Consider the following 18,226-nt stretch of genomic DNA (forward strand, 5'->3'; position numbering starts at 1 on the left):
TCAGACCGCCGCCCTGCGCGTACCTCATGACAACGGCATACCGCGACGATCAAGACTTGTCAGCAGCTACGACACCACGAGTTCAGGCTCAGTAGTAGCGCTCCCTGCCCTACTTGTACATCTGACTCCTGCAAGTGGCCTTCGCGGGCTGGTTCTTCCTTACTGAGGGGCGCTGGCCCTGACCTTGGGACGCTCAGGTGATCTAGGGGGAGTTGGGCGCCTGACCTTCGAGGAAGTGGACTGACGCGTCACGTCGACGTCGCGCGTGAGCTCATCGATGGCCCTACCGACGAATGAGCACCGGGCCTTTGAGTTACTTATGCCCAACAGCACTGACCAGTTTCGTTAGCGATGTGCCGTGCAGACGCTTGAGCAGGAATTTTTCGATCTTCTGCAACTGACAGTGGGCCAACCTGCTCTGCAGAATCAGCTCATCCAGGTGGTACGACTCCTCGACGAGCCTCGAATCAAGCTCACCGTCATCGCGCTCATCCTTCGCGAGGCGTCCAAATTGGCGTTCCTTCGTTTCGAGGCGTCCCTGCATCCACCCCAATCCGAGCATCGAATTTTTGATGCCTACGGTGTGGTGACTTGTGGAGTGGTATAGGTGTGACTGGAGCCTGCAGCCGTAAAGCTCCTCCCAGACGGGAGAAAGGATTCTGAGAGCTACCGAAGATATCCCTTTATCCCGTATCTCTGTCAAATGTTCAGCGACTGCGTCCAGGGCGCACTGCAGTCTCTGGAATTCTGGCGCCTTAAGGAGGATTTCCAATGATTTCCTGCCGTAGAGGCTTACCCCGAGCCCGTAGCGATCCCTTTCAAACCCGAATCCTGGAGACCACGCGCGCGCCGGCTCCGCCGTTCCGGAGGCGACGTCAAGGTACGCAGAACGATAAGAATGGATGTTCTCGTGTACCTGCTGCAGTGCGAAGTCCAATTCGGAGAGCTTGGCAAGGAGCTCGGCAAGCAAGCGGTTCACATCCTTTGCCGCCTCGTCCCTTGCTCTGATCCTGTCGATCAGATTTCCGCTTCGAGTGAATGCAAATACTCCGACAGCCAGAACCAGGATCGGCACCCATGTCCTCTGGTCTGCGATCAGGGGGATTTTACCTGCAATTGTATGAAGATCTGCCCTCGTCATCCCCGGGCGCTCATGCTGATACACCACTGCGCCCGACGTGAGGACAACCAAAGATCGCCGCGAGGCGAACTTGACGACCCTCCTCGGTATTTGCGACAACTGCTCTACAGTGTTCCTCCTCTTTGTCATCCTTTCGAGCTTCTTTGCAGATATCTGCCTGACAAGGCGGCGCGCCATCGAATAGCGAAGGAGCCACATTGGGTTTCTTCGCTCCAGATTGGCCCACGAGCGCGGCAGCTTACTTCGCCAGCCAGGATCCCCTACGCGAACACCGATCTTGCTGGCAAATTTCAGGACGTCTGAATACCAAATACGCCGCTCGGCGCGCACGCTCACTTCCACCCAGAATTTGATGGCCAGGAGCCGGGCAACTGTGAGCACGCCGAGCAGTATGACGGCAACGACAGCGACCTTCAGAGGAACGGCAAACCAAGGTTGCGTCACATCGGCCTCAATGGACGCAAATAATTCGTGCAGCAATACCATTGGCCCTTCCCGAGAGCTCCATGATTGGGAGCGCAATTATCATGGAGCGGCGCGGGGAACTATGTGAATTTGAGGACAGTTTGAGCTTCGTCTTGAGCGCAACTACCTCAGCCCATCACCTACCCCAGCTCCCATCCCGTGCGCCGTCGACCCCGTCTGTGGAGCGGGCGGGGTTCGTAGCGTCCAGGTGGAGCGCGCCACTGTACGAACGCCTGGACGCGATGGGGCGCGTCTGGTGCTAGCGGCTGCTGATCGGAATCTCGTAGACGATCTCGCAGAGAGCAGCGGGCACCACGATGTCCGCCGTTTCCACGGGCTGCCCCTCGTCGCTGTAGTACGTCCGGCGGATGTGAGTGACCAGTGCCGCCTTCTGGATGCCCAGGAGCGACGCCTCCTCGGCGGTTGCCTGCCGCGGCTCTGGCTGCTCCACGGCGTGGCTGACGGTGATGCCGATCTCGGTCATGCGGTTCACGACTCCCGCCCCGGCGTGCGGGCCTCCCTCAGGGAGGACGACGAGTGTGCCGCCGGTGAGTTCGTACGGCTCCCAACTCGTCGACAACTGAACCGGCTTGCCGTCGGCGAGGAACTCGTAGGCGGTACGGACGCACAGCTCACCCTCGGCAATCCCGAGTCGCGCGGCGACCTCGGCCGGCGCCGGGACTTTGGCGTCAGTACGGCTCTCCCAATCCCCTTGCCTGCCCACGGCCTTCATGTCCGCGCGGAACGGGGAGCTTTGGGGCTGCTCACGCGCCGCCGAACGGACAACGCGCACACGCTTCCGCGCTTCAGCGACGTAGGTGCCAGAACCGGCACGTCCCTCCAACACGCCCTGAGAGATCAGAAGCTCCTGGGCCCGACGCACCACGTTCTCGCCCACGCCGCACTCCTGGGCGATCTGGGCTCGGGACGGGAGCCGGTCTCCGGGCGTCCACTCGTGCTCCGCGACCCGCCGCCGCAGTACGTCGGCGATGCGGAGATAAGGCGGCTGCTCAGGCATATGGAAAATCTAGTCCACTAGCTCTAATCTGGTTAACTAGCTTAACTCAAAGTGATCGCCGGTGACGGAGGCTGCCCTGTGCCTGCTTCAGAAGTGAGCGCGGAGGCCATCGCAGCTCGGTTATCGGCCCTCGGGCTCACCACACGCGTGGAGGAGCACGCCCGAGACACGTCAATCGAAGCGGAGGTACCGGAGCCCCTCTCCGCCGAGTCATGGCGGGAGGCACTGGAAGCGGTGGCGGAGGCCGACCGATTCGGACTTCTCGCCACCAGCTTGAACGACCGCACCCTCTGGGCGGTCGTACGCAAGACGGTCCCAACGACGGGCGATGTCGGCGGACCGAGCCATCAGCGATAGGAGCTGAGCAGCGTGTCCATCCGCATCGAACGTGCCCTCTCACCTGTCTGTGGGGAGCGTGCACGGCAGCACCCGACTGCCGTACTTCGCCCCTGGCGCACCCCGGCAGGTGCCTGCTGATGCCACCCAGCCAGCACCCCCGCATCACGCAGACGGAGGCCGTTTCCTACCGGTCGAGAGCGTGCCGGATCGGTACGCACGAGGCATGCGCGGAGTCCTCCCCCGCCACAGCACCCGTTGACGTTCCCGTGGTCTACGAGACCTGCGGTCGCCCCTGCCACGCGATGGCCAACCAGCCGACACCCGTGGAGGCACTGCGATGAGGGGATGGGCCCCCGGCGGAGCTCTGGTCTCCCCGGTCGAGATCACCGCAGCCAGCGTCCAGCGCGGCGACATCATCCAAGTCGGCGGCCAGCCCTGCCGAGTGACAGACCTTCTCCAATTGCCCCAGGGCTGCAAGCAACTCGTATTCGAGTCGGGCGAGCTGCTGACCATGCACCCGCGAACCCGACTCGTCGCGCTTCGGCTGACGAGAAGGCGGTGATCAAGCCCATGCCTTCTCGTCGTCACGGCATCGCCAACGACCTCCGCAAGCAGATCACGACCGGTCGACTCAAACCCGGCGAACGCCTCCCCTCCGAGACCCAACTAGCTGCCCAATACGAGGTCAGCACAGCAACGTTGCGGGGCGCGCTGGCAGTGCTCCAAGGAGAGGGCCTAGTCGAGAAGATCCACGGCAAGGGGAACTTCGTCCGTCGCTCCCTCCGCAGAATCACCTACGTCGGCGGCTGGGGCACTCAGGCCCCGCGGACCACCCCTGACACAACTCTGCGCATCACGGTCCGCACCACAAAGATCCGGGCACAGGGTCATCTGACAGCTCTATTGCAGGTGTCGACCGGTAGCCCCCTGACGGAATTCCACTGCGTCAGCTACGAGGCTAAGTCGCCGCACAGCCTGGCCCGCATCTACGTCCCGCGCGACCTGGCGCCGGCCGCTGTGCTCAACGAGCCGTGCCCATACGAGAGTGCAGCGGCGAGATTCGCAGCACTGCGCCCGACATCGGCTGACGTCCGAGAGACAGTCAGCGCCCGCCTCCCGACACCAGACGAAGCCTCGACCCTTCGAATCAGCTCCGCCCTGGCGGTTCTCGCGATCACACGCGTGACAGCCGAGACCACCGGCCGCGTGGTCGAGGCCGCGCTCCTGGTGCTCCCTGGGGACCGCGCCGACGCGGTCTTCACCACCAACCACGTGACTCACGAGGGATGGACGGAACGATGACAACCCGAAACGAGCTGCGGCTCCTCCCGTGGACGGGGCCGGAGGGCAACCCTTGCTATCTCAGCACCGACGACAGCGATGGCCACATGTCCCGCTTGGCGGACAACATCGAGGCGGTACAGCTCGGGATGGCTGCCGAGCTCCTAGAGCAGGCCATGGAAGTACTAGGTGACGAGGATGTGGAGCTAGAGGCGCTGCGCCATCTGGCGACGGACCTGACGGAAGCCTTGAGGTGGGCGCTTCGCGTAGCGGTCAGCCGCGGTCACCTTTTGACGGTGACCGCGACACCACTACGAGGGGCATGACCGTGTGGCACATCCATCGCGTCGGAGAGCCCTCCTCCTCGTAGTGACCCGTGCAGTGTGGCGACTGGCACTACTCCTTCGACGCAACGGCACCCCTTCGCTATGCCCGGCCAGCAACGGGTCGCGCTTCAAGGGCCGCCGGACTAACTGCACCTCTGGTGCTGACACGCCCGAGTTATCCACAGGCTCAAACGTGTCCACGGCCTAGGCCGTACCGTGCAGTTCCAGCCGAAAACGCGAGCGGAGGTGCGTAGTGCCTTGTGGGTCAACCGTGGCGCTAAGTGCCCAAAGGGCCCGAGCTGAGTTCTCCGTCGAGCTTCGTCAGAGGGCCTCGTTCGACCAGCCCACAGAGCCGTCAGCTGGGCACCCTCCCGGAGAAGAGCTGACCGCACCGCTGTTCGTTTCGGCTGCCGTGCGCCGCCGACCGGCGCCAGGGCCTCGCACTCAGCTGAGTCTTTGCCTGCGCCTGACCTGGCCACATCGATCCCTGAAGCACCACAACGTAGCGAAGGCATTACGCAGTGCGCCGCAGATCCTTATGATCTGGTGTGTGACAGGGGCATCCGGTTGGATCTGGGATCCAGACTCATGGCAAGAGTGGGCTATTCGGCTGCTCCGGCAGCAGCATGGCGCAGATAACGTGATCAAGGTACCGGACCAAGATCGTGGAGATCTTGGAATCGAGTGCTTCACGAGAAGTGGCATCGTATATCAGTGCTATTGCCCAGAGAACCCGGATCTTAATCCGCGTGCACTATACAATAATCACCGCGACAAGATTACTGCAGATATTAAGAAGTTCATCAAGAACGAGACTGAGCTCGCGAGACTTTTCGACAGTGTAAAAATCAGGTCATGGATTCTTTTTACGCCACGACACGAGTCGCACAAAACCGTGCAGCACTGCAGTGAAAAGGCGGCGCTAGTACGGCAAGCCAATTTGCCGTACGCAACAGATGACTTCATGGTAGATGTGCACGAACTTGCGGACTACCGGGAGGCAGCGGAGATTTTCAACCGCGGCCCCGTTCTCCCGGCTCCGGTGAGAGTTCCTGCCACAGTCCCAAAGATAACGCCCGACGGAATCGACTTTCGACAGATTCAGAGCCCACTTATTTCCACTATGGATGAAAAGCTGTCGCGCATCCCGCAATTGTGCAACGCTGAGAAGCGTGCTACTTATCGGGCTAGTCTTTTGGGTAGTCATCTAGCTGGCGAAGGACTACTCGACCGGTATTTGGAATCGATTCCCGAAGTGCACCAACAGATTGTTGACTGTATTGCGAGCGTCGAAAGAGGATTGCTTCTTGCCTCTGGGCCAGGAGATCAGCCACACAAAGTTCTGGGAGCGGTAGTCGATGACGTCCGGTCCCGCGTAGAACAGGTAGTTCCCGGTATCGCGAAGAGTAACGCCGAAAGCATTGCATTGATGGCAGTTACTGACTGGCTGCAGCAATGCCCTCTAGACTTTGAAGAGGCGGGTTGAAAATGCCTTCTGCTTCAGGAGCAGTGAATGAAGAAATCAACGGGCAACCCGTCATTTTCAGGAACAGGCCACGGCCTGTTCCGCCGACGAGTGATACGACGTGGCGATTGAGTGCTCTAGTGCTAGTACTGAGCCAATTCCGTGGTGCAACTGCCGATGTTGATGACCTCAGCGTAGTAACCCATGCTCTTAGGACTCCCACAACTAGAGCACGATTTTTGGCTTGGTGGGGTGGGGAATTTGTTGCAGGGGTCGGATCCTTCAACCTGGAACCGTCGCTTGATCTGACAGTTCGCTTGGCGCGAGCCGAAGGGCTGGTTTCGATTTCCCAGAAAGGGCGCGTAGCACTACTGGGAGAGGGAAAAAGATTCGCCGAGGCGTTGGAGAGGAATCCGGCTATTTTCTCGGAAGAGAAGTCATTTCTGGCTCGCCTGTTGCCTATCTCGACGGCCAAGCTTAAGCGCGCTTTGGCACTAATTCGTTAAGGGGGCAGCCTTGCTGCGCATCTCGGCTGTTTCGATCAATTCAGTGACGCCAGGTGGGACTGTTCGTTTCAAGGCCCGCTTCAATGATGGCCTGACGGTAATCCGTGCCAAGAATAGTTCAGGTAAGACCCTGCTGCTAAATTCGATGATGTATGCGCTGGGGCTTGAGGGAACACTCAAACCCGGTAAGCAAGGAATCCTGACTACTGCTCTTACCCGAAGTGTTCGTGTTGATGGCGCTGAGCGGCCGGTGCAGCAATCTTGGATCGATCTTGAAATCTCCAATGGGCATCACACTATCACCGTGCGTCGCTACCCGGTTCCGCCAGAAGGAATCAAGTCAGATCTCATTACCGTTTGGGATGGCGCGCTACTAACTGGGTCCGATACTGAGGAAATCCAGTCTAAGTACTACTACGTGGGTAGAGGTGGGACGGCTCAAAATGAAAGGGGATTCCACAATTTCTTGGCTCGTTTCCTCGGGTGGGAGCTACCAGTAGTCCCCACTTACGGTGGAAAAGATGTGCCGCTGTATCTTCAAGTGCTGGCTGCTCTATTCTTCGTGGAACAGAAGCAAGGATGGGCTGGAATCGTTCCCAAGATGCCCACGCAATACCAGATTAGAGAACCGTTGAGGCGGTCTATCGAGTTCTACCTGCATCTCGACGTAATGGAACGGGCTCGGCGTCGTGCTGAGCTACAGCAGGGACTTTCTGCCCTACGGGCTGAGTATGCGGCGCTTCGTGGGGCCTTGGATGCGGCGGCACACGTATCGAATGCGCGGGTAGTAGGTACGAGCGAGTTTGGTTCTGCGACTTTCTACAGGAACGCTCTTTTCGGTGCTACGGATGGAGAGGTAGATGCCGGTACGGTTCTGACGATTTTCCATCAGGACTATTGGGTGAGTCTCGAGCAAGTTCTTGAGAATCTGCAGTCCGTTATCCGGGAATTGGATGTTACCCAGCGGACCCGGTTCAGTGAGCCAGAAGCGGCATCTCTAAATTCTGCTCTAATGGATGCCCGAGAAAAGCTGCGTCTCATCACGCTAGAGTTGCAGGCATTTGATGATTCCGCGAACATGATGGACATGCAGCAGGGTATTCTAGAAAAGAGACGCCGATTGCTCGAGCAGGAACAGAGGCGGTACAAAGATATTCGGGCATTGGAAAGCCTGGGGGCTGACTTCTCTGCACACGCCATCGCCCACCATGACTGCCCGACATGCCAGCAATCTCTCGACGGTACTGAGAGCCTGAGCGGTGCTCCAGTACTTACAACAGGTGAGAGTGCAGCTCTCGTTGATCAGCAGTTGCAGACCATCTCCAATGTGATCGATGACGCTCAGCGTAGCTCGCGGGCAAATGAGTCAGCACGTGGCGCTCTCGAGCAGGAAGCTAGCGAGCTCCGGGCACGCATTCGAGCGGTCCACGCGGATCTGGAGGCTGAGTCACCGGATGTATCGATCGCAAGACTTCAGGAAAAGATTTCTGCAGAGTCCAGATACCGTGAGCTAATCCGCCTCCGGGATAACGCGCAAGTATTCATAAGTGATCTCCTGGATGTGCAGGGCAGGTCCCGTCGGGTGAAGGAGGAACTCGATGCTCTTGGGGAGGAGGTATTCTCGGATGGGGACGCCAGTAAGCTGGACGGCTGGCAGCGCTACCTAAGAGAGTTCCTGTCAGAATTCGGGTTCGTAGTATTCGCTCCGAATGAGATCACGATTGATCCACAGGGAATGCGGCCAGCGCACGGAGAAAGCGATCTCGGTTTTCAGGGGTCAGCTAGTGATGGACTGAAATTGCGTTGGGCCTATTTGCTGAGCCTGGTGCAGGTCAGTATGAGCATGGGTGGCTGTCATCCTGGCCTCCTGCTGCTGGACGGCCCCCGTGTATACGACGTCGAGCCTCGGGCGATGAGGGATTTCTTGCGTTCCTGCTCAGAGCTCACTGTCAGTGGGCAGAATACGCAGATCATCCTGACACTGAGTGAACAACCCGGAGTAATTGAAGATTGGTTGGATGGCTACGACTATTCAATCTTGAATATTGCAGATCGCCTGCTGACTTAGGTCGGCGGAGCGGCTTTGGGCTGGAGCTGCTTTGGGGGGAGTGATCATGGCCCCGTAAGCTCATCGCGAGTCGGGCAGTCTGTGGACCTGCCCGTTAAAGCACGACGTTGGGGCCATGATCTTAGAGGCTCGCCCCAAAGTGGCTGCCTAAAGCCGTGGAGCCGACCGCCCCAGCCACAGAGGGTGTCTCCCACTTCATGCCCGCAGCTCGCGAGCGCGCCGCCTGGCGCGGCCAGCCGGGGCGGAGACAGGAGGCAGGCCGCGCCGTCGAGGCGGCGCGCGCCCGCGCTGTGCGCGGGCCTTGATGAAGTAGGGAAAGTTCTATCGCGTCGGCGTCAGGCGCTTGCCGTCGTGGCTTCGTACGTGAGGGCCTGCCCCGTCGAGGGCGTCCAGGAGCCGGATCGCGTAGACCTCGGACATCCACTCGGCGACCTCTTCCGGCGTGAGCCAGTCGACCGCGGTGGATTCGCTGGACGTGCGCTCGGTGCCGCCGACCGGCTTGCAGCGGAAGACCAGCGCCACGATGCCCCGGGTCGTGTTCTTGTAGACCCCGGTGAGCTCGTCCACCTCGATGTGGATGCCCGTCTCTTCCAGGACTTCGCGCCGCACACCCTCTTCGGGGGTCTCGTCGAGTTCGAGCACACCGCCAGGGAGTTCCCAAGTGCCGTTGTCCGCGCGGCGGATTGCCAGAAGTCGGCCGTCATCGCGGACCACTACCCCGGCTACCGACACGGAGTGCAGTGGCGTTGACTGGCCTTCCTGGGCGCTGTTACTCATGTACAGGAGCATAGGAGGAAGAGAAGGACTATGGGAACTGCGGTAGGAGAGGAGCGGGCCGGGCCTCGGTACGTACAGATTGCTGACGACATCGTTCGGCAGATCCGGGCGGGAGTCCTCAAGCCTGGTGACATGGTGCCGAGTGAGTCGGAGCTCGTGGAGCGCTACGGCGTGGCCGGCGGGACGATTCGCAAGGCCATGGTCGAGGTCCGGGCCAGTGGGCTCGTCGAGACTCGGCACGGCAAGGGCTCGATCGTGAAGGATCGGCCGCCGGTACGGCATCGGTCCTCGGATCGCTTCCGGCGTTCGCTTCGGCAGGAGGGCGGCAAGGCCGCCTACCTCGCGGAGTCTGAGCAGTCCGGCGCCACCGCCAAGGTCAGCGTTCTGTACATCGGGCCCATGGAGGCCCCTGCGGATTCCGCCGAGCGGTTGGGCGTCGAGGCCGGCACTCAGGTTCTTGCCCGGCGTCGCCTCTACTTCCGTAACGGCACTCCTGTCGAGACCGCGTCCTCGTATCTGCCGTGGGACGTCGTGAAGGACATCCCCGAGCTGTTCGCCGAGAACCCCGGCCGCGGTGGCATCTACGCCCGACTCGAAGACCACGGACACGAGTTCGCCGAGTTCGTCGAGACGCTGCAAGCCCGCCCGGCCTCCAAGGCGGAGGCAACCGAGCTTGCCCTCAGCCCCGGAGCTCCGGTGGTCCATCTCATCCGTGAGGCCCGGACGACCGAGGGCCGTGTGGTCGAGGTCTGCGACACCCTCATGGCCGCTGACCAGTTCGTATTCGAGTACCGGATCCCCGCCGCCGACTGACGCGCCCTCAACTCCCCACAGCCCGCCGTGACTTCTTTTTCGCGGCGGGTTGACTCATGTACAGGAGTGATGCACTCTTCTTCATGTCACTCCTATACATGAGTGATGGAGTCCAGCATGTCTAGAGGAGTGATCCGTTGTGCGTCAGATCCCCGTCGACACCTCCACCGCCACCGTGATGGTCGCCAAGGCCCCGCAGCCCAAGGTCAAGGACCGTCGTACCGGTGAGCTTGCTCAAGACCTGGAGACCGGAGCCCAGTTGATGACCGTGGACGTGATGTTCGCGGCCAACGACGCGGTCGAGATCCTGTCCGTCACCGTCCCTCAGCCCGGTATCTCCGACGAGCTGGCCATGGGCACCCCGGTCGCGCTCACCGGCTTGATCGCCCGCCCGTGGGAGAGCGAGTTCAACGGACAGAAGCGGCACGGCATCGCCTTCCGCGCCGTCGCGGTCACCTCGCTCGCCGGTGGTGCCACGAAGCCCAAGGCGGCCTGATCATGACCGGCCTCATGGTCACGCTGCTTCTGCTGGTCGTCGCCTCCGCAGTGATCCTGCGGTGGCGGCGCCCCGCCTGGTACTGGGTGAGCTTCGGCGTCACGTTCGCCGCGTTACGGGTCCTGGTCCGATACGCCTCGGTCATGGAGGCCTGCGGGCTCACCGTCCCGCCGTCGCGCTGGCGCCTCTCCCTCGCCCGGATGGCCAACCGCCCGGTGCCTGAGCCGCGAGCTCCGCGCATTCTGCGGCTGCGGCCCACCCGCACCGGTCTTGTCCTGCGCCTCAAGCTCCGCCCGGGGCAGGACGCGTTCGACGTCTCGGCCGCCACCGACGGGCTTCGCCACTCCTTCGGGATGTACGGCGTCACCTCCCGCGAACTGCGCTCCAGCATTGTCGAGTTGCGGATGACCGGCTACGACGTACTCCAGCGGGTGCAGATGCCTGCCAAGACCGGCAGTCGCCCGATGCGCATTCCCGTCGCCCTGCGCGAGGACGGCGCCGTGCACTACCGCGACTACCGGGCCGTGCCGCACGGGCTCACACTCGGCGCCACCGAGTCGGGCAAGTCCGTCTATCAGCGCAACCTCGTTGCCGGGCTGGCCGCGCAGGACGTCGCCCTCGTCGGCATCGACTGCAAGCAAGGCGTCGAACTCTTCCCGCTCGCCCGGCGCTTCTCCGCCCTCGCCGACAACCCGGACACCGCCCTCGAACTCCTCGACGCGCTCGTCTCCCACATGGAGACCGTCTACGAGCTCATACCTGCCGAGCAGCGCATCAGCGTCGGTGTACCCGATGCGGAGATCGCCGCCGACATCTGGGACCTGCGCGAAGACCTGCGGCCCGTACCCGTCGTTGTCCTGGTCGACGAGGTCGCTGAACTCGCCCTCTACGCGAGCAAGGACGAGGAGAAGCGGCGCGACCGGATCATCACCGACCTGGTGCGTCTCGCTCAGCTCGGCCGCGCCGCCGGGATCTACCTGGAGATCTGCGGCCAGCGCTTCGGCTCCGAGCTCGGCAAGGGCATCACGATGCTCCGTGCCCAGCTCACCGGCCGTACCGCCCACCGCGTGAACGACGAATCCAGCGCCAACATGGCCTTCGGCGACATCGCCCCGGACGCCGTCCTCGCCGCCATCCAGATCCCCACCGAGACACCCGGCATCGCCGTCACCGGCGACTCGACCGGCGGCTGGGCCCGCATCCGTGCCCCGCACACCTCGCTGCGCGAAGCCGTGAACATCTGCAACCGGCACGCCGACCGCACCCCGGACCTGCCCGAACTGGCACCCTTCCGGCCTGTCGCTGGCCCGCTGCCCTCGGCCCACGCGCCGCTCTCCAAGGCCGCCACCGCCACGGCCTGACCACTCCCGCACCACGGTCGGCGCGACCGCATCCGCGCCACGTCCCTACCCCGCCCATGCCCAAATCCGGAGGTGAACCAGTGGACGCCTACGAGGACTTCAACCGCACGGTCCAGCTGCTCGGCGCCCTGGCCCTGTACGCCGACCTGCCCGACGCAGACGAGGAGTTCGTGGCCGTCACAGGCGCGGCTGTCGTTGCTTCGCTGCCCCGTCGTGTCGTCCCGCCGCTGCCGCCCGAGTACGACCCGACCGACGGGCCGGATTACCCGGACTGCCCCGGCGAGGGCTCGTAGTGGCCCGGCCCGCGATCCGACCGGACGCCGTCCTCGTGCAGGCCTTCATCGCTGGCGCCCTCTCCTTCGCCCACCTGCACGACCTCGCTGCCGCTGCCGGGCAAGACGGCTGGAAAGCGTGGGCCTACCCGATCAGCGTCGACCTGCTTCTCGTCGCGGCCTGGCGGCGGCTTCGCAGCGACGGACCGTCCCGGCTCGCCTGGTGCTGGTTCCTGATCGCGCTGGTGGCCTCTCTCGGTGCCAACGTCGCCACCGCCGGGTTTCTCGACCTGCAACACCCCCCGGCCTGGCTTCGGTTCGGCGTCGCTGGGTGGCCCGCCCTCGCCTTCCTCGGCGGCACGCTCCTGGCCCACACCGCCCATGCACCCGAGACCACGCCGGAGCCGGACCGGCCGGCACCCGCAGCCCCCGCTTCCGCACCCTCGGCCGTCTCGGAGCCGGAACCTGCGCAAGTCCCCGCGGCCGAGAAAACCCCCGCGCTTCCCACCTCCGAACCAGCACCCCCGGTCCCGGCGGCCCTCGTCGACCACGCCCGCAAGGTCGCGGACGACCACCAGGCCCGCACCGGCTGCTGCATCGACACCGACACCCTCCGGGCCCGCCTCGGCGTCCCACCCCAGCTCGCCGAAGCCATCGCCGCCCAACTCCCCTGAGCAGAACCGGAAGGAGTCCTCGGATGACCAGCAACCCGGCCGACCTGACGAGCGCCGACTACCTCGATGGCGCACGGGAGATGCACGCGGCCGGACGCCTCTACCTGGCCCACCTCCTCGCCGAGGAAGCCGCGCAGCGCGCCCCGACCCGGCAACCGCACGCAGCATCCGAGCCCAGTTACCGGCCCCCACTCGGAAGGACTGATCGACATGCCCTCACGCGACCACTTCCACTCCGTGATGCAGATCGGCCCCGTCCAGATCGGCACCCACCGCGACCGCCACGGCCGGACCAAGCACGCCGCCGTGTGCACCGCCGACCGCTGCGGCTGGTCCTCCGACTACGCCAGCCAGTCGGCCGCCCAGCTCGCCGCCCGCACCCACCGCTGCAAGGTCCGCTGACCCGCTGAGGAGATCACCGCCATGGATGTCCCGCTCTGGCTCGCCCTGATCGTCGTCGGCTACCTCGGCCTCAAGCTCATCCACCCGCCCTGGTGGCTGGTGATCGTGCTCCTGCTCTGCGGCTACCTCCTCGCAGACAGCCTGCTCGCCCCCGCCATCGACTCCACCGTCAAGTAACCGCCCGCGAAGGGAGATCCACCATGTTCCGCCCCAAGGTCCCGACCAACCCGGCCCCGACCGGCATCGTCACCCCGCTCGCCACTGTCCCGGCCACCGTCGTCCAGCAGCCCCACACACCGGCACCCGTCACCCCGGCTGCTCCCGCCCGCCCCACGGTCCAGCTCACGCCCGGCACGGTCGTCGCCCTCGTCGGCAGCGGGACCGCCGTCGTCCTGGTCGTCGGCGCCGTCCTGGTCTCCATGCTCCTCGCGGTCGCCATCACCGGCGCCTCGCTCGCCATCTGCGCCCTGGTGATCCGCTCCCTCGTCACCGCTGAGCACAAGCGGCGCTGACCGGCCCCCGGGCGGCCTCAACCGCCAAGTCTCCGCCGCCCGGGAGCCGTGCCCCTCTCCGAACCAGAGATCCGGAAGGAAGCTCCATCATGACCGAGCGCATCCGCCCGCCGTCCCGTATCTGCCCGTCTTGCGACGGCTTCGCCTCTGTCGCCGTTACCCTCGGTGGCCGCGACCGGAACGGCAACCTCCGCATCTTCACCGCCCACTGCTTGGACTGCCACGGCATCGCCACCGCCCGCCGCTCGCTCACGCGGGAGGGCGCCCGTGTCTGACACGCATCTCGACCCGGCCACCCTCGGTGACCTGCTGCGGGTGGCCTCGGCCTCCGACTTCGACCGCTGGCAGGACCAGGTACGCCGTACTGGTGGCTGCTCCGACCCGATCCACCTCACCGGCTGGTCCCTCACCAAGGACAAGACGACCGGCGAGACCCTCCACCACTACTCCACCCAGCACGAGCCCGGCGGACGCCTCCGCCTCGCCTGCGGCAACCGCCGCGCCTCCCGCTGCCCCTCCTGCGCCTGGACGTACGCCGGGGACACCTACCACCTGATCCGCGCAGGCCTGGCGGGAGACGACCGCCGCGACGTCCCCTCCACGGTCCGCGACCACCCGCGCGTCTTCGCCACGCTCACCGCCCCGTCCTTCGGCCCGGTCCACAACCGACCCGACCGCGGCACCTGCCGCTGCGGCACCCGCCACCCCACCGACGATCCGGCACTCGGCACGGCCCTCGACCCGACCACGTACGACTACGCCGCCGCCGTCCTCTTCAACAACCACGCAGGCGACCTGTGGATGAGATTCACGACCCGCCTACGCCGAGAGATCGCCGCCCGCGCCGGACTCACCCAACGCGCGCTCAAGGCATCCGCCCACCTCTCGTACGGCAAGGTTGCCGAATTCCAGAAGCGCGGCGCCCTGCACTTCCACGCCATCATCCGCCTCGACGGACCGGACGGCCCCGACACCCCGCCCCCGTCCTGGGCGAGCGTCGACCTCCTGACCGACGCCATCCACGCCGCCGCCACGCACCCGTACACCTCGGCTTCAGTCCCGGCCGCCGACGACCAACCAGCCCGTACATTCCGCTGGGGCACCCAACTCGACGTGCGCCCGGTCAAGGCCTTCGGCGACGGCTCCGACATCACCGAACAAGCCGTGGCCTCGTACGTCGCCAAGTACGCGACCAAGGCGGCAGAGAACACCGGCACCCTCGACCGCCGGATCGGCGCACTCGCCGACCTCGACCACCACCACGTCCCCGCCCACACCCGCCGCCTGATCGAAGCCTGCAAGCTCCTCGATCCGCTCTACCCGGACCGCCGCCTCTGGGCCTGGGCTCACATGCTCGGCTTCCGCGGCCACTTCTCCTCCAAGTCCCGCCACTACTCCACCACCCTCGGCGAACTCCGCCAGGCTCGTGCCGACTTCCGCGCCGCCCAGGAACGCGATGCCCTCGGCCTGGACGACCGCGAGCCGGACACGGTCCTCGTCCTCTCCGACTTCCAGTACGCGGGCCACGGCCATACACCCGGGGAGGCCACCCTCGCCGCGACGATCGCCCGAGATCTCCAGCTCAGCCGCGAGACCGCCCGTGAAGCCCGGCAAGACCTACTCGCCCTGGAAGGAGCCGCAGCATGACTCCCGCCCCCACTCCCGCCGACCTGCTGACCGTGCCGGAAGTCATGGAGCGGCTCAAGCTCGGCCGCTCCAAGGTCTACGACCTCATCCGTACTCACCGGCTGCCGTCGTTCACCATCGGCCGTGCCCGCCGAATCCCGGCTGAGGCTGTGCAGCACTTCATACGTGAGCAGATGGCGGAGGCTGCCTGATGTCCCTACGCCGTAGCCGTGGCGACGGTGGTCTGCACTGGGATGAGAAGCGGCAGCGTTGGATCGCCACCGCCAACCTCGGTTTCGATCCGAGCGGCAAGAGGATCGTCAAGCGGGGGAGTGGCAGGACCAAGACCGAGGCGAAGAACAAGCTCAAGGAAGTCCTGCGCGATCACGAAGATGGGCTCGCCATCGCGCCGACCAACTACACCGTGGCGGACGCGGTGAATGACTGGCTCACGTACGGCCTGGCGGGACGGGACGAGGGCACGGTCGAGACCGTCACCGGACTGAGCCGGACCCATGTGATCCCGAGCCTGGGAGCGCGAAAGCTTCGTGATCTCAGCGCGGAGGACGTTGACCGCTGGCTGGCGGTGAAGGCTCGCACGCTCAGCACGCGCACCCTGCAAGGCCTGCACTCCTGCCTCAACCGCTCGGTCAAGCGGGCCATGGCGCGGGACAAGGTGAAGCGCAACGTCGTCGAGCTGTGTGCCGTTCCGGCCGGCCGACCGGGGCGCCCGTCCGAGGCGCTCACCCTGGCCCAGGCGGAGGCCGTGCTCAAGGCCGCCGAGGGGACCTCGATGTACGCGTACATCGTCGTCGCCCTGCTGACAGGGGCCCGTACCGAGGAGCTGCGGGCGCTTACCTGGGACCACGTGTTCCTTAAGGGCAGGCCGGACGCCAATCCGCCGCAGCCTCCGCATATCGCTGTGTGGCGGTCGGTTCGACGCGGCGGGGACACCAAGACACGGAAGTCCCGGCGCACGCTCGCCCTGCCTGCGCGCTGCGTGGAAGTGCTGTGGGCGCAGTTCGAAGATCAGGGATGGGAGCGCCTCGCTGCCGGTGACGACTGGGAGGAGAACGGGCTCGTCTTCTCCTCGGCTATCGGTAAGCCGCTGGATGCGACCAACGTCCGCCGTGCCTTCCGGGTGGCCCTCAAGGACGCTGAGGGGATTGACGCCGCCGAGTGGACGCCTCGGGAGCTCCGGCACAGCTTCGTCTCGCTGCTCTCCGACAGTGGCGTACCCCTGGAAGAGATCTCCCGGCTCGTTGGCCATTCTGGGACTGCCGTGACCGAGGAGGTCTACCGCAAGCAGATCCGGCCCGTGATCCAGACCGGCGCCGTGGTCATGGACGGCATCTTCAAGCGCGCTCCGGAGCGATAGTCACGCAGATAGACACGCAAAGAAAACAGGTGGACCAGACCGTAACGTTACGGTCTGGTCCACCTGGTGTTTCAGCTGTCGGGGTGGCGGGATTTGAACCCACGACCTCTTCGTCCCGAACGAAGCGCGCTGCCAAGCTGCGCCACACCCCGATGTCGTTGTTCCTGCGGTCCTGCTGGGCAGGTCGCGGCGACATCGATTACTTTAGCGGACCGGCGGCCGGAGACGAAATCCGGTTTTGCGGGGTGGGGCGCGGGTGGGGCTCAGGCGTGGGGGGAGCGTTCCGTGAGAGTCAGGAGGGTGGCCTCCGGGGGGCACGCGAAGCGGAGGGGGGTGTAGCGGCTGGTGCCGCAGCCCGCGGAGACGTGCAGGTAGGAGGTGTGACCCTCGGCCTCGTGCGTCGACAGGCCCTTCACCCGGTCCGTGTCCAGGTCGCAGTTGGTGACCAGCGCCCCGTAGAAGGGGATGCAGAGCTGGCCGCCGTGGGTGTGGCCCGCGAGGACCAGGGGGTAGCCGTCGGCCGTGAAGGCGTCGAGGGCGCGCAGGTACGGGGCGTGCACGATGCCCATGGAGAAGTCCGCGTCGGCCACCGGGCCGCCCGCCACGTGCGCGTACCGGTCCCTCTTGATGTGCGGGTCGTCCAGACCCGTCAGCGCGATCTCGTAACCGTCGATCTTCAGCGCGCCGCGGGTGTTCGTGAGGTTCACCCAGCCCGCCGCGTCGAAGCCGTCGCGCAGGTCCTCCCACGGGTTGTGGACCGCCCCCACCACGGGCTTGTTGCCGTTCAGGCCGTGGCGGCCCTGCGCCTTCTCGAGCAAGTAGCGCGCGGGGTTGCGCAGCGTCGGGCCGTAGTAGTCGTTCGAGCCGAAGACGTACGCCCCGGGGAAGGACATCAGCGGGCCCAGCGAGTCCAGGACCTCCGGCACGCCCTCCGGGTCCGACAGGTTGTCGCCCGTGTTGATCACGAAGTCCGGGCGCAGGCCCGCGAGCGAGCGCAGCCAACGCTGCTTCTTGCGCTGACCGGACACCATGTGGATGTCGGAGACCTGTAGCACGCGCAAGGGGCGCATTCCGGTGGGGAGCACCGGGACCGTCACCCGCCTCAGCCGGAAGAAGCGGGCCTCGATGCCCACGGAGTAGGCGATTCCGGCCGCGGCCGTCGCCGTGATTCCCAGAGGTACTGCGTATCGCGCGCGCATACGACCATCGTGTCAGACGCGCCACATCGGGCGGAGGGGGAGCCCCCGGATGGGGAAGAGGGGGGCCGCCCCGACCCCAGCCAAGTCCCGACCAGGCCCCCGCGCCC

22 protein-coding genes and 1 tRNA gene are annotated in these 18,226 nt (G+C 64.7%); 18 read left to right on the forward strand and 5 right to left on the reverse strand.

Annotation, left to right across the window (positions count from 1 at the left end; translation table 11 throughout):
* Window positions 1-313: 313 nt before the first annotated feature.
* On the reverse strand, window positions 314-1,627 hold the full coding sequence (locus tag ACZ6BG_RS34575; RefSeq protein ID WP_469009025.1) for a hypothetical protein: 1,314 nt from the start codon (window positions 1,625-1,627) through the stop codon (window positions 314-316).
* Window positions 1,628-1,865: 238 nt separating this feature from the next.
* Window positions 1,866-2,624 carry a GntR family transcriptional regulator gene (locus ACZ6BG_RS34580; RefSeq protein WP_469009028.1) on the reverse strand — a complete coding sequence of 253 codons (759 nt, stop codon included), beginning with the start codon at window positions 2,622-2,624 and terminating at the stop codon, window positions 1,866-1,868.
* A gap of 78 nt (window positions 2,625-2,702) precedes the next feature.
* On the opposite strand from ACZ6BG_RS34580, the gene ACZ6BG_RS34585 reads away from it, so the two are divergent.
* The 6 genes from ACZ6BG_RS34585 to ACZ6BG_RS34610 all read left to right on the forward strand — a co-directional run bounded on the left by ACZ6BG_RS34585 (window position 2,703) and on the right by ACZ6BG_RS34610 (window position 8,609).
* A complete protein-coding gene (locus tag ACZ6BG_RS34585) occupies window positions 2,703-2,981 on the forward strand; it encodes a hypothetical protein (protein WP_469009519.1) in 279 nt (92 codons plus the stop codon).
* A 319-nt stretch (window positions 2,982-3,300) separates the two neighbouring features.
* Complete coding sequence (locus ACZ6BG_RS34590; RefSeq protein WP_469009030.1) at window positions 3,301-3,525, forward strand: hypothetical protein; 225 nt, start codon at window positions 3,301-3,303, stop codon at window positions 3,523-3,525.
* Window positions 3,526-3,533: 8 nt separating this feature from the next.
* Window positions 3,534-4,265 (forward strand): GntR family transcriptional regulator, encoded by a 732-nt coding sequence (locus tag ACZ6BG_RS34595; RefSeq protein ID WP_469009521.1) that lies wholly within the window; start codon window positions 3,534-3,536, stop codon window positions 4,263-4,265.
* Window positions 4,262-4,570 carry a hypothetical protein gene (locus ACZ6BG_RS34600; RefSeq protein ID WP_469009032.1) on the forward strand — a complete coding sequence of 103 codons (309 nt, stop codon included), beginning with the start codon at window positions 4,262-4,264 and terminating at the stop codon, window positions 4,568-4,570. The genes ACZ6BG_RS34595 and ACZ6BG_RS34600 overlap by 4 nt, the downstream gene beginning before the upstream one ends.
* A 550-nt stretch (window positions 4,571-5,120) precedes the next feature.
* Complete coding sequence (locus tag ACZ6BG_RS34605; RefSeq protein WP_469009034.1) at window positions 5,121-6,056, forward strand: hypothetical protein; 936 nt, start codon at window positions 5,121-5,123, stop codon at window positions 6,054-6,056.
* A gap of 495 nt (window positions 6,057-6,551) precedes the next feature.
* Complete coding sequence (locus ACZ6BG_RS34610) at window positions 6,552-8,609, forward strand: ATP-binding protein (RefSeq protein ID WP_469009036.1); 2,058 nt, start codon at window positions 6,552-6,554, stop codon at window positions 8,607-8,609.
* Between the two features lie 321 nt (window positions 8,610-8,930).
* On the opposite strand, the gene ACZ6BG_RS34615 is transcribed toward ACZ6BG_RS34610, so the two are convergent.
* Entirely contained in the window at window positions 8,931-9,398 is a 468-nt protein-coding gene (locus tag ACZ6BG_RS34615) for an NUDIX hydrolase (RefSeq protein WP_469009038.1), read from the reverse strand.
* An 18-nt stretch (window positions 9,399-9,416) separates the two neighbouring features.
* Here ACZ6BG_RS34615 and ACZ6BG_RS34620 point away from each other — a divergent pair, with 18 nt between their 5' ends.
* From ACZ6BG_RS34620 to ACZ6BG_RS34675, 12 genes are all read left to right on the forward strand, one after another.
* Window positions 9,417-10,199 carry a GntR family transcriptional regulator gene (locus ACZ6BG_RS34620; RefSeq protein ID WP_469009042.1) on the forward strand — a complete coding sequence of 261 codons (783 nt, stop codon included), beginning with the start codon at window positions 9,417-9,419 and terminating at the stop codon, window positions 10,197-10,199.
* Between the two features lie 139 nt (window positions 10,200-10,338).
* Window positions 10,339-10,695, forward strand: a complete 357-nt coding sequence (locus ACZ6BG_RS34625; protein ID WP_469009045.1) for an SCO3933 family regulatory protein — start codon at window positions 10,339-10,341, stop codon at window positions 10,693-10,695.
* 2 nt (window positions 10,696-10,697) lie between these two features.
* Window positions 10,698-12,056 (forward strand): FtsK/SpoIIIE domain-containing protein, encoded by a 1,359-nt coding sequence (locus ACZ6BG_RS34630; RefSeq protein ID WP_469009048.1) that lies wholly within the window; start codon window positions 10,698-10,700, stop codon window positions 12,054-12,056.
* Between the two features lie 80 nt (window positions 12,057-12,136).
* Window positions 12,137-12,349, forward strand: coding sequence for a hypothetical protein (locus ACZ6BG_RS34635; protein ID WP_469009050.1), 213 nt, complete (start codon window positions 12,137-12,139; stop codon window positions 12,347-12,349).
* Window positions 12,349-13,002 (forward strand): DUF2637 domain-containing protein, encoded by a 654-nt coding sequence (locus ACZ6BG_RS34640; protein WP_469009052.1) that lies wholly within the window; start codon window positions 12,349-12,351, stop codon window positions 13,000-13,002. Before ACZ6BG_RS34635 ends, ACZ6BG_RS34640 begins: the two co-directional genes overlap by 1 nt.
* Window positions 13,003-13,212: 210 nt before the next feature.
* Window positions 13,213-13,404 (forward strand): mobile element transfer protein, encoded by a 192-nt coding sequence (locus ACZ6BG_RS34645; RefSeq protein WP_469009056.1) that lies wholly within the window; start codon window positions 13,213-13,215, stop codon window positions 13,402-13,404.
* A 21-nt stretch (window positions 13,405-13,425) separates the two neighbouring features.
* Complete coding sequence (locus ACZ6BG_RS34650) at window positions 13,426-13,581, forward strand: hypothetical protein (protein ID WP_135332310.1); 156 nt, start codon at window positions 13,426-13,428, stop codon at window positions 13,579-13,581.
* Between the two features lie 23 nt (window positions 13,582-13,604).
* On the forward strand, window positions 13,605-13,916 hold the full coding sequence (locus ACZ6BG_RS34655) for a SpdD-like protein (RefSeq protein WP_469009062.1): 312 nt from the start codon (window positions 13,605-13,607) through the stop codon (window positions 13,914-13,916).
* An 89-nt stretch (window positions 13,917-14,005) separates the two neighbouring features.
* Window positions 14,006-14,191, forward strand: coding sequence for a hypothetical protein (locus ACZ6BG_RS34660; RefSeq protein ID WP_469009065.1), 186 nt, complete (start codon window positions 14,006-14,008; stop codon window positions 14,189-14,191).
* A complete protein-coding gene (gene repSA / locus ACZ6BG_RS34665) occupies window positions 14,184-15,563 on the forward strand; it encodes a replication initiator protein RepSA (protein WP_469009067.1) in 1,380 nt (459 codons plus the stop codon). The genes ACZ6BG_RS34660 and repSA overlap by 8 nt, the downstream gene beginning before the upstream one ends.
* The gene (locus ACZ6BG_RS34670; protein WP_469009070.1) at window positions 15,560-15,754 is read left to right on the forward strand and encodes a helix-turn-helix domain-containing protein; all 195 of its coding nucleotides are present in this window, start codon (window positions 15,560-15,562) and stop codon (window positions 15,752-15,754) included. Before repSA ends, ACZ6BG_RS34670 begins: the two co-directional genes overlap by 4 nt.
* Entirely contained in the window at window positions 15,754-16,920 is a 1,167-nt protein-coding gene (locus ACZ6BG_RS34675; RefSeq protein ID WP_469009074.1) for a site-specific integrase, read from the forward strand. The genes ACZ6BG_RS34670 and ACZ6BG_RS34675 overlap by 1 nt, the downstream gene beginning before the upstream one ends.
* 78 nt (window positions 16,921-16,998) lie before the next feature.
* Here the strand turns inward: ACZ6BG_RS34675 and ACZ6BG_RS34680 are convergent.
* Window positions 16,999-17,072 (reverse strand) — tRNA-Pro (locus ACZ6BG_RS34680).
* Window positions 17,073-17,183: 111 nt separating this feature from the next.
* A complete protein-coding gene (locus ACZ6BG_RS34685) occupies window positions 17,184-18,119 on the reverse strand; it encodes a metallophosphoesterase (protein ID WP_469009077.1) in 936 nt (311 codons plus the stop codon).
* Between the last annotated feature and the right edge of the window lie 107 nt (window positions 18,120-18,226).

It is taken from the genome of Streptomyces sp. NPDC041205, assembly GCF_055591765.1.

Excerpts from the sequence above, each read along its gene's own strand:
- ACZ6BG_RS34670 (WP_469009070.1), top strand. The coding sequence starts at position 15,560 with ATGACTCCCGCCCCCACTCCCGCCGACCTGCTGACCGTGCCGGAAGTC.
- ACZ6BG_RS34650 (WP_135332310.1), top strand. The coding sequence starts at position 13,426 with ATGGATGTCCCGCTCTGGCTCGCCCTGATCGTCGTCGGCTACCTCGGC.
- ACZ6BG_RS34675 (WP_469009074.1), top strand. The coding sequence starts at position 15,754 with ATGTCCCTACGCCGTAGCCGTGGCGACGGTGGTCTGCACTGGGATGAG.
- ACZ6BG_RS34645 (WP_469009056.1), top strand. The coding sequence starts at position 13,213 with ATGCCCTCACGCGACCACTTCCACTCCGTGATGCAGATCGGCCCCGTC.
- ACZ6BG_RS34600 (WP_469009032.1), top strand. The coding sequence starts at position 4,262 with ATGACAACCCGAAACGAGCTGCGGCTCCTCCCGTGGACGGGGCCGGAG.
- ACZ6BG_RS34590 (WP_469009030.1), top strand. The coding sequence starts at position 3,301 with ATGAGGGGATGGGCCCCCGGCGGAGCTCTGGTCTCCCCGGTCGAGATC.
- ACZ6BG_RS34655 (WP_469009062.1), top strand. The coding sequence starts at position 13,605 with ATGTTCCGCCCCAAGGTCCCGACCAACCCGGCCCCGACCGGCATCGTC.
- ACZ6BG_RS34685 (WP_469009077.1), bottom strand. The coding sequence starts at position 18,119 with ATGCGCGCGCGATACGCAGTACCTCTGGGAATCACGGCGACGGCCGCG.
- ACZ6BG_RS34630 (WP_469009048.1), top strand. The coding sequence starts at position 10,698 with ATGACCGGCCTCATGGTCACGCTGCTTCTGCTGGTCGTCGCCTCCGCA.
- ACZ6BG_RS34580 (WP_469009028.1), bottom strand. The coding sequence starts at position 2,624 with ATGCCTGAGCAGCCGCCTTATCTCCGCATCGCCGACGTACTGCGGCGG.
- ACZ6BG_RS34660 (WP_469009065.1), top strand. The coding sequence starts at position 14,006 with ATGACCGAGCGCATCCGCCCGCCGTCCCGTATCTGCCCGTCTTGCGAC.
- ACZ6BG_RS34595 (WP_469009521.1), top strand. The coding sequence starts at position 3,534 with ATGCCTTCTCGTCGTCACGGCATCGCCAACGACCTCCGCAAGCAGATC.
- ACZ6BG_RS34620 (WP_469009042.1), top strand. The coding sequence starts at position 9,417 with ATGGGAACTGCGGTAGGAGAGGAGCGGGCCGGGCCTCGGTACGTACAG.
- ACZ6BG_RS34575 (WP_469009025.1), bottom strand. The coding sequence starts at position 1,627 with ATGGTATTGCTGCACGAATTATTTGCGTCCATTGAGGCCGATGTGACG.
- ACZ6BG_RS34615 (WP_469009038.1), bottom strand. The coding sequence starts at position 9,398 with ATGCTCCTGTACATGAGTAACAGCGCCCAGGAAGGCCAGTCAACGCCA.